Raw genomic sequence first — 13,815 nt, forward strand, 5'->3', positions numbered from 1 at the left:
AAGGGGAAGGCTGGTCGACAGGGGTGCGATTCGATACCGTAGTGACCGTTCTGTAAAATTCCGGAGGGATCATGGTGCGTGAGGAACTGAAGCAGGAGCGGGCGGTGCAGACCCGTGCCGTCCTCCTGAAGGCCGCGGCGGAGGCGTTCGACGAGCTGGGCTACTCCGGTGCCAGCGTCGCCAGGATCCTGGAGCGGGCCGGACTGACCCCGGGGGCGATGTACTTCCACTTCAAGAACAAGGAGGCGCTCGCCACGGCCGTGGCCGCCTCGCAGCAGCAGACGGTGGTGCCCCTCCTCGAATCGGAGGGCGTCCAGCGGGCGGTGGACACCACGCTGCTGTGGGCCAGGCAGCTGCGGACGGATCCGGTGCTGCGGGCCGGGGTGCGGCTCGGCGTCGAGCGGGACGCGCTCGAACTGCACGACGCCACCACCTTCGACGCCTGGACCGAGATCCTGGCCGGCTTCCTGCAGACCGGGGCCGATCGGGGCGAGCTCCAGGCCGGGGTGGACGTCCATGAGCTGGCCGAATACATCGTCTCCTGCTGCACCGGCGTCCAGATCTACTCCGAGGCCGCCACCCGCCGGGCCGACCTGACCGAGCGCCTGGTGCGGATGTGGCAGATGGTGCTGCCCGGCGTCGCCGTGCCCGCCGTGGTCGCCCGGATCGACCTCAGCGGCGACCGGCTGCCGGGGAGTGCGGCCGGGGACGGGGGTGCGACCGGGGGTGCGACCGCGGGCGTGAGCGGGGGTGCGGCTGGGGGTGCGGCGCCGGCCGGGAAGTCGGTCGGGGGGTCGGCCGGCTGAGCCCGCGCCCGGCGGCCGGTCCGGCGGGGCCTCGATAATAAAGCGATCAACCACTTTGTTATTGAGGGGGCGGGCGCTGCGGTCAGGGTGCGGATGGAGGGCCCTTCGGGGCCGTTGGGGCAGGGGAGTCCGGGCTGACGGGCGCGGACGGCCCGGAGGTGACTCCCGAGTAGCTCCACGTAACAAAACGAGCACTCGCTATTCAGCCTGTTCTGAGAGTCGGGAGCGGAGGGGGGAAGGGCGCGCCTGTCGTGACGGCGGCCCGGATCGGCGCCGCTCCCGACGCGGGCGCGCGCACCTCCGCGGGCCGGGGCGGTCGTCGCCGGATCCCGGTTCGATCCGGCGGCCGCTCCGGCCCGGTTCCCGGCTCGGTTCCCGGCTCCGGCTCGGCCGGCCCGCTTCTCTCGCCCCGTTCCGTCGATCCGCTTCCGTCGGCCTGCTTCCGGCTCCGCCTGCGGGGCGGGCTGACGGTGCGTGAGCCGGGTCACGGGGGGTGCGTGAGCCGGGTCACGGGCGGGGCGGTTCGGGTGGTCGGGCGGCTGCGGTGCGTGGTCGGGGGGAGAGCGGCGTCACAGCGGCGGGCGGTGGTCGGGGTCACACGGCTCCGGCGGTGCGGAGGGCGCCCGGGGCCCCGAAAGCCTTGGTAGCACTGGCCGCGGGCCCAAAGCCCCCGGGGCGGGGGGACGTTGGGCGCCCCTGTGACCTTCTTCATAACCGGGCCGGAATGCGAGGGGTCCTGGGTGGTGAACTCCCTTGTTGTGCAAGGGAGTTCGAGATGTGAAGGAGTTGTGGAGGGCGCATATCGGGACGTTTGCCGCGCCGTTGGGGCTCCGGCAGTCTCGTGGTTGTGCCCCGAGCCGATCCGAGTGCTCACGGGGCTGACACGGCGCAGCGGACCGCGAGACCAGCGCGGCGCAAGCGTCCCCGGTGAGCAGGAGCCGCCGGGCCGGCCGTCCCGGGCCGAGGAACCCCGCACCGAGCGGGAGTCCCGCATGTCCACCCGGGCTTCGGCGTGACCTGGACCGACTCTCGGAGGTACTCGAACATGCGACGCATCAAGCACAACCTGGGCCGACTGCCGCAGGTGCGGATGGGCCACCACCGCATGCCCGACGCCGTTCTCGGCATCGGCCTGGCCGGCGCCATCGCGGTGGGCACCCTGCTCCCGGTCTCCCAGGCGATCGCCGACCCGGCTGCCAACAAGGCGGACGCCGCCGTGGTCGCCGCCGCCGGCAACCAGGACGCCAACCGCGACGGCGACCAGGCCGCCTCCCGCAGCGAGGACCGCGAGGCCGTCCAGCAGGACCAGGGCCAGCAGGGCCAGGGTCAGCAGGACCAGGGCCAGCAGGACCAGGGCCAGCAGGACCAGGGCCAGCAGGACCAGGGTCAGCAGCAGGACCAGCAGGCCGAGCAGGAGAAGCAGGCGGCCGAACAGCAGGCCGAGCAGGAGAAGCAGGCCGCCGAGCAGAAGGCCCAGGAGGAGAAGCAGGCCGCCGAGCAGAAGGCGAAGGACGAGCAGGCCGCCGCCTCCGCGAAGAAGACCTACCCGAACAACCTGGACGGCTGGATCGAGGAGGCCCGCGACGTGCTGGCCGCCAACGGGCAGCACGTCCCGTCCGCGAAGGCGATGCGGGCCGCTGCGATCGCCGAGTCCTCCGGCAACCCGAACGCCCAGAACAACTGGGACTCGAACGCCAAGAAGGGCACCCCGTCGATCGGTCTGACCCAGGTGATCATGCCGACCTTCAAGGCGTACGCGCTGCCCGGCCACACCGACATCCGCAACCCCGTCGACAACCTGGTCGCCAGCTCGCGCTACTGCGACGCCCGCTACGGCAACATGGACAACATGGCCGCCGCCCGCGGCTACGGCTCCCACTGGCGCGGCTACTAAGCGGCCCGACCACCGGAACCGCCTTCTCGGCCCCCTCGGCGCACCGCGCGCCGCAGGGGGCCGCGGCGCGTCCGGGGCGTTCGGGCGGGGTGCGCGTCCGGGGCCTTCGGACGGGCCGTCCGGACGGGTCGGGAAGGGGTGCGGAAAACCGCAGTCGGGGCGGGTGGGAAACCGCGTACCGGCCGTGAGCTGCAGTTCCTGGCGTGGAGGACGCACCCGGGCAACCGGCCCGGGGCCTTCGCCACGAGGAGCACACCGTGCTGCTGGAGACAGTCGCCCCGATCGTCGAGCAGGCTCCCGGGGGTGGGGTCGCCAGGTGGGCGGCCGGGCTGGTCGGCACCCTCGGCGGCCCCGGCGCGGGTCTGGCCATCGCGCTGGAGAACCCCTTCCCGTCGCTGCCCAGCGAGGTGACCCTGCCGCTCACCGGCTTCGCCGCGGTCGGCAGCCCGGCCTGGAACGGCGTGCTGATCACTGCCGGGTGCCTGCGCGGCGAGCGCTGGGAGCTGGTCGAGGACTGCGTCGGGGTGTTCTCCGAGGCGGTGCTCGTCCGCGCGGTCGCCGCGGTCGCCGCGGTCGCCGGATGGCTGGTGCTGCGCCTGCGCGGCAGCTCCGCCCGCCACCGCCGGGAGGGTTGAACCGTTCGCGCCGCGCCGCGCCGACCGCCGACCCCGGCGGCCCCGCCGCGCCCCCGCATAGGCTCGCCGGCGTGGGGCGTGGGGCGTGGGGCGTGGGGCGTGGGGCGCGGGGCACGGTGGGTGGCAGGAGGGCAGGGGAGGAAGAAAGGGGAGAAGGACGTGGGGGAGGGCAGCCGGGGGCGCCGGGGTACTGCCCGGGGTGCTGGCCACTCCGCTGCTGCTCCACCTGCCGCTGGCGCTGCGGCACTACTTGGCGGTGCGGGCCGGGACGGGACTGGTCGCCGCCGTGCTGCTCGGCCTGGTCGGGTGCGGCGCGCTGCTGGCGGGGCTGCTGGCGGCCGGGGCCGTCCGGGGGTCGCTGGGCTGGTCCGAACCGGCGGGGCAGGTGCTGCTCGGCGGCGTCCTGCTGTTCCTGGCGGTGCGGGGCCTGCTCGCGCTGGCCGCCCTGGAGACCCGACTGGCCCGGGACTGCTTCGGCCCGTCCGAGGCGGAGCCGCTCCGGCGGCGGGTCACCGAGCACGCCGACAGTCGGGCCGCCGTCCTGCGCGCCGTCGACGCCGAGCGCCGCCGGATCGAACGCGACCTGCACGACGGTGTCCAGCGGTGCCCCGTCGTGCTGTGCCTGCTGCGGCCCAGGCGGGGAACACCCGTACCGAGGGGATCTTGGAGGATCGTACGAGGGGGTTCCGGAATCCCGGGGCCCCGGTTGTGTCGATCTTCAGGATTCCGGCGTGAGCTGGCTCGGAGCGGGGGATTCAACGAGAATCGAACGTTGGGTGTGCGCGGCTCGGCCGTGTCGCGCCGTAACGTTTCTCCCCAGCCAGAGAGCCCCTTCATGCGCTTCCTGAACGACCTCAAGCCCGCGTACGACCTCACGTACGACGACGTCTTCATGGTCCCCAGCCGTTCCGCGGTGGGCTCCCGGCAGGGTGTCGATCTGTCCTCCAACGACGGGACGGGCACCACCATCCCGCTGGTGGTGGCGAACATGACCGCGATCGCCGGACGGCGGATGGCCGAGACGGTGGCCCGGCGCGGCGGACTGGTCGCGATCCCGCAGGACATCCCGATCGAGGTCGTCTCCGAGGTGATCGGCTGGGTCAAGCAGCGCCACCTGGTGCACGACACCGCGCTGACCCTCAGCCCCGGCGACACCGTCGCCGACGCGCTGTCGCTGCTGCCCAAGCGGGCGCACGGCGCGCTGGTCGTGGTGGAGGGCGGCAAGCCCGTCGGCGTGGTCACCGAGAGCGACTGCCAGGGCGTGGACCGGTTCACCAGCCTGGCCGAGGTGATGTCGCGCGACCTGCTGCTGCTCGACCAGGGCATCGACCCGCGCGCCGCCTTCGACCGGCTCAACGAGGCGCACCGCAAGCTCGCCCCCGTGGTCGCCGCCGACGGCACCCTGGTCGGCATCCTGACCAGGAAGAACGCGCTGCGCGCCACCCTCTACACCCCCGCCGTCGACGCGGCCGGCCGCCTGCGGATCGCCGCCACCGTCGGCATCAACGGCGACGTGGCCGGCCGCGCCAAGTCACTGCTGGAGGCCGGCGCCGACGTGCTGGTGGTGGACACCGCGCACGGCCACCAGGAGTCGATGATCAGCGCGCTGCGCGCGGTGCGCGGCCTCGACCCGCAGGTCCCGATCGTCGCGGGCAACGTGGTCTCCGCCGACGGCGTGCGCGACCTGGTCGAGGCGGGCGCGGACATCCTCAAGGTCGGCGTCGGCCCCGGCGCGATGTGCACCACCCGGATGATGACCGGTGTCGGCCGCCCGCAGTTCTCCGCCGTCCTGGAGTGCGCCGCCGAGGCCCGCCGCCTCGGCAAGCACGTCTGGGCCGACGGCGGCGTCCGCCACCCGCGCGACGTGGCGATGGCGCTGGCCGCCGGCGCCTCCAACGTGATGGTCGGCTCCTGGTTCGCGGGCACCCTGGAGTCGCCCGGCGACCTGCAGACCACCGCCGACGGTCGCCAGTACAAGGAGAGCTTCGGCATGGCCTCGGCCCGCGCCGTGCGCAACCGCACCTCCGACGAGTCGGCCTACGACCGCGCCCGCAAGGGCCTGTTCGAGGAGGGCATCTCCACCTCCCGGATGTTCATCGACCCGGCCCGCCCCGGCGTCGAGGACCTGATCGACTCGATCGTCGCGGGCGTCCGCTCCTCCTGCACCTACGCGGGCGCGGCGAGCCTGGAGGAGTTCCACGACAAGGCGATCGTCGGCATCCAGAGCGCGGCGGGCTACGCCGAGGGCAAGCCGCTGCACTCCAGTTGGGCCTGACGGCGGGCCCTCCCCCGCCCGGTGCCGGGTCAGCGCACCGGCGGGGGCTGCTGGGCGACCGTGACGGTGCTGACCGAGTTCCCGTCGGCGCAGTGCACGTGGATCCAGCCCTGCGCGAACTCCCGCAGGTCGTCCCGCTCGCCGCGCTCGCGGGGCAGCCCGAACGGGACGTCCCCGCGGGCGGGGGCGGCGGGCATCCCGTCGACGAAGGCCGCGAGGCGCTCGGCCCGGTGGCCGCCGTGCTCGCCGACCACCACCGCGGTGACCAGGCCGTGGCGCAGCACCGGCCGCGCCCCCGGCAGGGCGCGCACCCACCCGACCAGCGGGTGCGACTCCGGGCGGCCCAGCACGTCCAGGAACAGGGTGAACTCGCCGGAACGCCACCGGTACGGGTCACGCGGCACGCTGACCCCGCGCGGCACCGCCGTCACCCTGACCGGGGCCGCGCCCGGCCGCGCTGAGTCGAACTCGGCGCCGTAGCCGACCAGCAGGTCGCGGGCGCCGTAGCGGTGCAGGTCGGTGCCCGCGACGGTGGCCGACGGCGTGCCCAGCGCCCGGTGCACCTCCGTGCGGGAGCCGGGCAGCAGGCCGGACGCCGACAGCGGGCCGGCCGCGGGTAGCCGGACGCCCAGCACCTCGCCGTCCCGGGTCAGCACCTCCGCGCCGCCGTCGAACGCGAGCAGCCGCCAGGAGAGGCCGGACGAGCTCGCCCAGCGCCGGTGCGCGCCGCCCGCCAGCCGGACCAGCTCCCGGAAGGCCGGGCCGCCCTCCGGCTCGCCGAGCACCGCGAGCAGCCCCCGGGCCGGCCCGTCCGGCAGCGGCCGCGGGGCCGGGCGCTCCAGGGCGATCGAGACCAGGCCGCCGTCGGCGTACTCCAGCCGGACGCGGTCGCCCTCGACGGCGTGCAGGTCGCTGTCGCCGCTGCGGTTGTCGCTGCCGTCGCCGCCGTTGCCGTCCGCCCCGACCGGCTCGCCCAGGACCGCGCGGGCCTGCGCGCGGTCGCTGCCCGGGCCGAGGCCGCCGATCAGCGCGGCGGGGCGGGGGTGGGCGCCCTCGCCGGTCAGGCGGAACACCGGGGCGCCGGGGCCGGTGGCGCCGGGGGCCAGCAGGCGGGCGGCGGTGGCCGGGGCGCTGTCCGCCGGTGCGCCCAACGCGTCGACGTGCCACCAGAGTTCACCCTCGAAGCGGGGCGGCAGCATCCGCTCCCTGGCCGGGTGCCAGCGCTCCGGGCGCCAGGACGCGCCGCCCGGGTGGAACAGCAGCAGGTCGTCGTGCGCGCCCCGCCAGCACTCGCCCTCGAACGACCCCAGCCCCTCGCCGGCCAGCGCCGCCGCGTACTGCTCGTCCGTCAGCGCGAACAGGGCGTCCGCGGAGCCGTGGCCGACCTGCTGGTCGACGCCCACCCAGGCGCGGCCGGTCGACACCTCGACGCCGGTGCTCGGCCGCCGGACCACCTGCACGAAGCACCGCTCGTCCGGCCCGCGGTGCCCGCCGTCCTTCTTGCGCTTCGCCATCGCCGTGCCCCGTCCTGTGCCACCCGGCGCCAGTGCCGCCGGGGGTCCCATCATCGGGCACGGGACCGTCAGGGGGCGCCGGGCGGGGCGGGCCAGGGGCGTTCGGCCGGCGCGCAGTGATAGCAGCGGGCCACCGCGCCGTCGTGGTTGTACCACCGGTGGGCCCCGCAGTCCTCGCGGCCCTTGGCGGCGACGCCGCGGTCGAGCAGGAACCGGGGCAGGTGGCGGCGCAGGCGGGTGCGCAGGCGGTAGCGGCCGGGGCGGGTCATGGGCGGGAGGCTAGCGGCTGCCCGGACCGGTGCGGAGACCATTTACCGGTCCGGTCCGGGCGGATCGTGCGGGCGGATCGCGCGGGTGGGGGCGTCAGTTCGGACTGAGCGGGGTGAGCAGGGCGCGGCTGACCATGCCGACCGAGCCGGAGAGGGCGTCGGCGACCATCGCGCGGGCCGGCGGGACGCGGCGCAGCTCCCACAGGGCGAGGACGGAGGCCCAGGCGGCGTCGCGGGCGCGGTCGATGCTCCAGACGGAGAGCACGTGCAGCAGCGGGCCGCCGGCCGGGACGGGCAGCAGGGACTTGCGGACCTGGGCCTCGACCCGGGCGAGCAGGGCGTTGACGCGCAGGTAGTCGGCGTGCAGCCGGTCCGGGGTGCGGCCGGTCAGGCGGCAGGTGTCCAGGACGGCCAGCGGGAGGTCGTTCTCGATGTGGGCGTTCATCCCGGCCAACGCGAACTGGAGCGGGTGGACGCCCGGGGCGGCGCGCAGTTCGAACAGCGGGCGCCAGCAGGCGGCGGGGCGGCGCCCGGCCCGGTCGTCGTCGACGGCGGCCAGGTAGCGGGCGGCGAAGACGGCGTCGAGTTCGGCCATGGCTGCCGGGTCCTCGAAGTAGGCGGCGGCGAGCTGCTCGCGGACCAGCCGGGTGACGGTCAGGTACATCGCGTTGAACACGGCGACGCCGTCGCCGGGCGGCAGTTCGGCGGCCAATCGCTCCATCCGGTCGACCACCTGGTCCACCGTCAGTACCGGTGCGGTCATGCGGATCCTCCAAGGCGGTTGGTCGGACAAGCGGATGGTGAGCTGATACTCCGTCACCTTCCCAGGTGGGGCCGTCGCCGCCAAGGTGCACACGTGATGCGGGCGGGTGGAAAACCGGGCTGGGGGGAGAGGCGGAGAAGGGTGGGAGAAAGGAGGAGAAGGATGGGAGAAGGGTGGGAAAAAAACCAGGTGCGCGGGGCGGGGGAGATGGGGCAGCATGGGCGGCGACGGCGCTGCCGGGCGCATTTCGCGCTCCCGCCGTTCCCTGTTCCCGGAGGTTCGCGTGGTGAAGCGATATTAGTGGCGGTGCACACCGCCCTCCGGCCTGCCCCTCTGATGGGCGGCCGAGCCTCCCGGTCCTTCTCGGACGACCCCGCTGACGTGCCCCGCTAGGGGCGCGGGCTGCTGACGCACGCCGCCGCGGGGTGTCGACACCCGCCGCGAGCCGTGGGCGGCCGCCCCTTCGCGGGGCCGGCCGGCAGCCCCTGCCGTCCAGCCCTCCTCCGCCCCCCGCACCCCTTGCTCGCCCCCCTGTTCGCGCCGCGCGGCCGTGCCGTGCCGCCGTGCGCCGACGCGCCCCGAGAGGACGGCCATGACCGCCACCGCATTCGACCGCAACACCGCGCGGGTACGTGAACTGATCGAGGACGAGGGGGAGTTGCGCGAAGGACCGGAGCTGGGTCGACTGCTCGGGCTGCTCGCGGAGCGCCGGGGCGCCGACCTGTCCGGCCTGCCGCCGCGCCGACAGGCCGACCTGCTCGGCGCCCGGGCCGCGCAGGTGCTGCCCGGCGGCGACCGGCTCGCCGAACTGCTCGCCGAGGGGCGGCCGCTGACCGTCAAGTTCGGCATCGACCCGACCGGCGCCGAGGTGCACCTCGGGCACGCCGTCCCGATGATCCTGGCCAGCCGCCTGCAGCGGATGGGCCACCGGGTGGTGTTCCTGGTCGGCGACATCACCGCCCGGATCGGCGACCCGTCCGGCCGCAGCGCCGAACGGCCCCCGCTCACCCCCGACGACGTGCGGCGCAACGTCGCCACCTACCGGCAGCAGGTCGGGCCGTTCTTCGACTTCGAGCGGGCGGAATTCCGGTTCAACAGCGAGTGGCTGGAACCGATGACGCTGCCCCGCTTCCTGGAGGTGCTCTCCCGGCTGCCCGCCTCCGCCGCCCTCCAGCGCGAGGACTTCCGCACCCGGCTCGCCGAGGGCAGCGGACTGACCCTGGCCGAACTGGTCTACTCCGTGGTGATGGCGCTCGACTCGGTGGAACTCGTCGCGGACGTCGAACTCGGCGGCCTCGACCAGCTGCTCAACCTCCAGATGTTCCGCCGGGTGATGAGCGCCGTCGGGCAGCAGCCCGAAGTGGTGCTCGCCACCGGCCTGATCGAGGGCACCGACGGCACCGGCGCCAAGATGAGCAAGTCGAAGAACAACTACGTCGGGCTGGGCTTCCCCGCCGAGGAGATGTTTGGCCGGCTGATGTCCTGCGCGGACCGGCTGCTGCCCGACTACCTCCGCGCCCTCACCGAACTCCTCGACGCGGAAGTCGAAACGCTGCTCGCCCAGGTCGACGGCGGCCGTCGGCACCCGATGGCCGTCAAGACCCTGCTCGCCGCCGCCGTCACCGCCACCGTCCACGGCGAGGACGCCGCGCTCGCCGCGCGGGACGCCTTCCGCGCCCGGTACTCGGTGCGCCGGTACTCCCAGGCCGGGCCGCTGCCCACCGTCGATCCGGCCGAGCACGGCGCGGCGACGCTCGGCGAACTGCTGGTCAAGGTCAGCGGCGAACTGCCCAGCCTCAACCAGGTCCGCCGGGTCGCCGAGGCGGGCGGCCTCAAGCTCGTGGTCGAGCACACCGACGGCGGCCGGCGGACGGTCCCGCTGAGCCGGGGCGAGGCGGACGAGCGGCTGCTCGTCGTGCTCGGCGCGCACGAACTGGCACGGCCGGGGGCGCACCGGCGGGTGTTCCTGCGCTGCGGGCGGAAGGTGGTGGAGCTGACCTGACCGGCGGACGAGAGCCCCGACAGGGGCCCGGGAACGGCGAGGCCGTGGCTGCGAGCGGTTCACCGCCAGTGCGTGCGGGGGCTTCTGGTTCCTGTCACGGCACGCAGTAGCACGGACACTTCGATGGGCTCCGGCCGTCAGCAGCACGGACTCGCCGTTCCCCGAGCCCCTGATTTCGCGTCCCGCCGTTCTCATCCGAGCCGTTCAGGCGGGGTGCAGGGTGATCGGGTTGGTGAGGGCGGCCATCGGGCCCCAGGGGAGGTCGGGGCCCATGGAGTTGCCCTTGCCGGGGGTGCCGTCCGGCCGGGGGCGGCGGACTTCGGCGCGGACGTAGCCGGCCAGGGAGGCGGTGGTGCGCCAGCGGACGGTGGCGGGGGCGCCGTCGGCGGGGAGGGTCTCCTGGTGCAGCTGGCCCTCGTCGGTGAGCAGGCGGGCGGTGCCGCCGGGGACGCCGGAGACGGTGAGTTCGACGTCGACGGGGGCGTCGGCGGGGACGGTCAGGCGCTCGCCGATGCCCGCCCGGCGGCCGTGGCCGGTGGCGGTGAACTCCAACTGCACGGCGGCGGACTCGGCCAGCCAGCTGCGTCCGGCGCGCAGGCCGTCCAGGATCGCGGGGCGGCTGAGGTCGTCGGCGAGGACGACGTTGTGCGGGCTGCCGATCGGCTGCGGGTCGCTGTGGGCGTCGCTGTTGCCCATCGCGGGCAGCCAGTCGCGGCCCTCGCGCAGGGCGGCGGCGAGCTGGGCGTCCCAGGTGTCGACGGCGGACTCGTCGTCGTACGTCCAGGGGCCGTTCCACACCTCGACGGCGTCGGCGTCCTGGTAGCCGAACTTCCACTGGCAGGCCACGTACGGGCAGTAGGGGTGGGCGGGGACGACCAGGCCGCCGCTGCGGCGGACCTGGCGGGCGAAGCGGGGGAACTGCCCGTCGCGGGAGCGGTAGCGCCAGTCGACGAACTGGCCGGGGTCGAGACCGAGGGCCAGCCAGTGGCCGTTGCGGGTGGTGATCTCCTCGCCGGGGACGATCAGCAGGTCGTCCCCGGCGAGCGGGCCCCAGGCGCCGTGCGAGGAACTGGTGTTGTGGTCGGTGGAGACGATGAAGTCGAGCCCGGCGGCCCGGGCGCCCGCGGCGACCTCCGCGGGCAGCCGGCGCCCGTCCGAGTGCACGGTGTGCAGGTGGCAGTCGCCCCGGTACCAGGCGCGGCCGCGGCCGCGGGCGCGTTCGGCCGGGTAGTGCGGGGCGAAGGCCGGGCCGGGGGCGCCGAAGCGGAGGGTGACCTGCACCGAGTAGGTCAGGCCCTGCGGGGCGACCTGGTAGGGGCCGAGCACCACGTGCCAGGTGCCGGGGTCGACCGGGCCGGGCAGGTAGCCGGGGGTGGCGGCGGTCGCGGAGATGCTGAAGGAGCTGCGGAAGCCGCCGGACCAGCCGCGGAAGCCCCGGCCGCCGAGGTCGGTGCCGCGCTGGTCGAAGATGCCGATGTCGCAGGAGTTGCCGGGGGTGCCGGCCGGGACGGCGGGCCGGTCGTAGCCGTAGGAGACCGCGATCTCCCGCACCCCGCGCGGGACCTCCACCGGGAGGTAGACGAAGTCGGGCGCGCCGGTGGGCAGTTCGCCGGTCAGGGTGATCACCCGGTCGGCCGGGGTGGCGGGCGGGGACGGTGCGGCGACGGGCGGGGACGGCGCTGCGTCGGCCGGGGCGGGGGAGGCCAGGCCGGTGGCGGCCGCGGCGCCGGTGGCGAGGCCGGTGCGCAGCAGGGTGCGACGGCCGGGCGCGGCGGACGGGTCGGACGGGTCGGTGGGCATCGGGGCGGGCCTCCGGGCGGCGCGGGCGGGCGGGTCCACCGCGGTCCCTACCCGGCGAGGTGAACCGGGGGTGAGTCGGGGGTGTGTCGGGGCCCACGGGTGTGCGGAGGGTCCGTGAAGGCGGGGTGGGGGAACGTCGGCCTAGCACCATCGGTCGGGAACGGTCGGAAGTTTGCCGGGACTGCCGCTCTTCCGGGTGAATCCGACGCGCGGGACTACTGCGGGGGCGCGTGGTGAGACAAGCCTATGAGTCGGGCGCGAGCCGGTGGATCCGTTCCGCCGGGCCCCGCACGGCGCCCCCGAGCAGGGCAACTCTCTTGGGGGACAGCAACTCTGACGGGCCGTCAGAGCGATCGTGCACCGGCTATGCTGCTTCGCGCCCCGGGCCCCGCCGCACCGCCCGGCCCCGCCCGCCACCCGTCCCCCCGAGCGTATGAGGATGCTGATGCTTCGAGCCGGATCGTCACCAGACGGATCGTCTGCAGGAGGGCGGCTACCCGCGGCCGTGCTCGTCGGCCTGCTGCCCGCGGTGGTGATCGGCGCGGCCGTCGGGCTCGCCGCCGCCGCGGCCCCGGGCGCGGCGACCTCGGGGACCATCTGGTGCGGCCTGGTGGGCGCCGCGGCCGTGGCGGTGGCGGGCTTCGAGGCGGTGCGCCGGGGCCGCGCACTGGAGTGGGCCCGGGAGGAGGCCGCCCGGCAGGACGCCGAGCACCGCCACCGGCTGGCCCGGCAGCAGGCCGGCATGCTCGAACTCGCCAAGAACGACCTCCCGCAGGCCGTCGCCCGGATGCAGGGCGGTGAGTTCATCACCGACGTGCTCCGCTCCTACGAGCAGCAGCACGCCCACGACGCCGGCGACGAGTTCCACGACTTCCGGCACGCCGTGCTGCGCGCCGTCCTGGACGCCGTCGACAACGAGGAGGCGATGCGCGAGTCCGCGCAGCGCGCCTTCGTCAACATCGCCCGCCGGGTGCAGGCCATCGTCCACCGGCAGGCCATCGACCTGCGCAAGATGGAGGACCGGCACGGCGACGACCCCGCGGTCTTCGACGACCTGCTGGTGATCGACCACGGCAACGCCCTGATCGGCCGCCTCGCCGACTCCATCGCCGTGCTCGGCGGCGCCCGCCCCGGCCGCCAGTGGAACAACCCCGTCCCGCTGTACAGCGTGCTGCGCGGCGGCATGTCCCGGATCCTCGACTTCCGCCGGGTCGAACTGCACCCGGTCTCCGAGGTCGCCGTGGTCGGCCCCGCCGTCGAACCGCTGATCCACGCGCTCGCCGAACTCCTCGACAACGCCACCCGCTACTCGCCGCCGCAGACCAGCGTCCACCTCACCGCCGTCGAGGTGCAGACCGGCATCGCGATCGAGATCGAGGACGGCGGCCTCAGCCTCGGCGAGGAGGGCCGGGCCCGGGCCGAGCGGATGCTCGCCGAGGCCGAGTCCGGCATCGACCTGAACGGCCTCGGCGAGGCCCCCCGGCTCGGCCTGGCCGTGGTCGGCCGGCTCGCCCGCGCGTACGGCTTCCAGGTCTCGCTGCGCCCGTCCGCGTACGGCGGCGTGCGCGCCGTGCTGATCGTGCCGGACGTCTACATCACCACCGCGCCCGCGCCCAGCCGCGCGCACGGCATCGGCCGGATCGCCACCACCACCCCGCTGGCCTTCCCCTCCCACCCCGGGCAGCCCGACAGCGAGGCGTACCCGGCGGCGGTCGGCGCCGAGTACGCGGACACCCCGCCGCGCCCCCGCCCCGCCGCCGCGACCCACACCCCCGCCGGGGGCTTCGCGGCCACCGCGGCTTTCCCGCGCGCCGTGCCCAACCCCGCGCCCGCACCGGTCGCGGCGCCGTCCGCCGG

At 75.1% G+C, this 13,815-nt stretch carries 10 protein-coding genes; 6 read left to right on the plus strand and 4 right to left on the minus strand.

The features are described 5' to 3' along the window. Window positions 1–71: 71 nt before the first annotated feature. From ACWEO5_RS24645 to ACWEO5_RS24660, 4 genes are all read left to right on the plus strand, one after another. Window positions 72–806, plus strand: a complete 735-nt coding sequence (locus ACWEO5_RS24645; protein WP_452164461.1) for a ScbR family autoregulator-binding transcription factor — start codon at window positions 72–74, stop codon at window positions 804–806. Between the two features lie 1,045 nt (window positions 807–1,851). After that, window positions 1,852–2,700, plus strand: coding sequence for a transglycosylase SLT domain-containing protein (locus ACWEO5_RS24650; protein ID WP_452164462.1), 849 nt, complete (start codon window positions 1,852–1,854; stop codon window positions 2,698–2,700). A gap of 263 nt (window positions 2,701–2,963) precedes the next feature. Then, window positions 2,964–3,335, plus strand: coding sequence for a hypothetical protein (locus ACWEO5_RS24655; RefSeq protein WP_452164470.1), 372 nt, complete (start codon window positions 2,964–2,966; stop codon window positions 3,333–3,335). Window positions 3,336–4,170: 835 nt separating this feature from the next. After that, entirely contained in the window at window positions 4,171–5,610 is a 1,440-nt protein-coding gene (locus ACWEO5_RS24660) for a GuaB1 family IMP dehydrogenase-related protein (RefSeq protein ID WP_452164471.1), read from the plus strand. Between the two features lie 29 nt (window positions 5,611–5,639). On the opposite strand, the gene ACWEO5_RS24665 is transcribed toward ACWEO5_RS24660, so the two are convergent. The 3 genes from ACWEO5_RS24665 to ACWEO5_RS24675 form a co-directional block, all read right to left on the minus strand. Beyond that, a complete protein-coding gene (locus ACWEO5_RS24665; RefSeq protein WP_452164463.1) occupies window positions 5,640–7,124 on the minus strand; it encodes a hypothetical protein in 1,485 nt (494 codons plus the stop codon). 68 nt (window positions 7,125–7,192) lie between these two features. Next, window positions 7,193–7,393: a hypothetical protein gene (locus ACWEO5_RS24670; protein WP_452164464.1), complete on the minus strand. Its 201-nt coding sequence runs from the start codon at window positions 7,391–7,393 to the stop codon at window positions 7,193–7,195. A 94-nt stretch (window positions 7,394–7,487) separates the two neighbouring features. Continuing rightward, window positions 7,488–8,156, minus strand: a complete 669-nt coding sequence (locus tag ACWEO5_RS24675; protein ID WP_452164465.1) for a DUF5995 family protein — start codon at window positions 8,154–8,156, stop codon at window positions 7,488–7,490. Between the two features lie 592 nt (window positions 8,157–8,748). Here ACWEO5_RS24675 and tyrS point away from each other — a divergent pair. Next, entirely contained in the window at window positions 8,749–10,158 is a 1,410-nt protein-coding gene (gene tyrS, locus ACWEO5_RS24680) for a tyrosine--tRNA ligase (RefSeq protein ID WP_452164466.1), read from the plus strand. A 204-nt stretch (window positions 10,159–10,362) separates the two neighbouring features. On the opposite strand, the gene ACWEO5_RS24685 is transcribed toward tyrS, so the two are convergent. Continuing rightward, complete coding sequence (locus ACWEO5_RS24685; protein ID WP_452164467.1) at window positions 10,363–11,958, minus strand: CehA/McbA family metallohydrolase; 1,596 nt, start codon at window positions 11,956–11,958, stop codon at window positions 10,363–10,365. Between the two features lie 505 nt (window positions 11,959–12,463). Between ACWEO5_RS24685 and ACWEO5_RS24690 the strand changes: the two genes are divergently transcribed. Continuing rightward, a partial coding sequence (locus ACWEO5_RS24690; protein WP_452164468.1) for an ATP-binding protein occupies window positions 12,464–13,815 on the plus strand: 1,352 nt, incomplete at its 3' end.

This window comes from Kitasatospora sp. NPDC004272, from assembly GCF_053603035.1.

What these genes read in the sequence shown, in the direction of transcription:
- tyrS (WP_452164466.1), top strand. Translation starts at nt 8,749, where the DNA reads ATGACCGCCACCGCATTCGACCGCAACACCGCGCGGGTACGTGAACTG.
- ACWEO5_RS24675 (WP_452164465.1), bottom strand. Translation starts at nt 8,156, where the DNA reads ATGACCGCACCGGTACTGACGGTGGACCAGGTGGTCGACCGGATGGAG.
- ACWEO5_RS24670 (WP_452164464.1), bottom strand. Translation starts at nt 7,393, where the DNA reads ATGACCCGCCCCGGCCGCTACCGCCTGCGCACCCGCCTGCGCCGCCAC.
- ACWEO5_RS24665 (WP_452164463.1), bottom strand. Translation starts at nt 7,124, where the DNA reads ATGGCGAAGCGCAAGAAGGACGGCGGGCACCGCGGGCCGGACGAGCGG.
- ACWEO5_RS24645 (WP_452164461.1), top strand. Translation starts at nt 72, where the DNA reads ATGGTGCGTGAGGAACTGAAGCAGGAGCGGGCGGTGCAGACCCGTGCC.
- ACWEO5_RS24650 (WP_452164462.1), top strand. Translation starts at nt 1,852, where the DNA reads ATGCGACGCATCAAGCACAACCTGGGCCGACTGCCGCAGGTGCGGATG.
- ACWEO5_RS24685 (WP_452164467.1), bottom strand. Translation starts at nt 11,958, where the DNA reads ATGCCCACCGACCCGTCCGACCCGTCCGCCGCGCCCGGCCGTCGCACC.
- ACWEO5_RS24660 (WP_452164471.1), top strand. Translation starts at nt 4,171, where the DNA reads ATGCGCTTCCTGAACGACCTCAAGCCCGCGTACGACCTCACGTACGAC.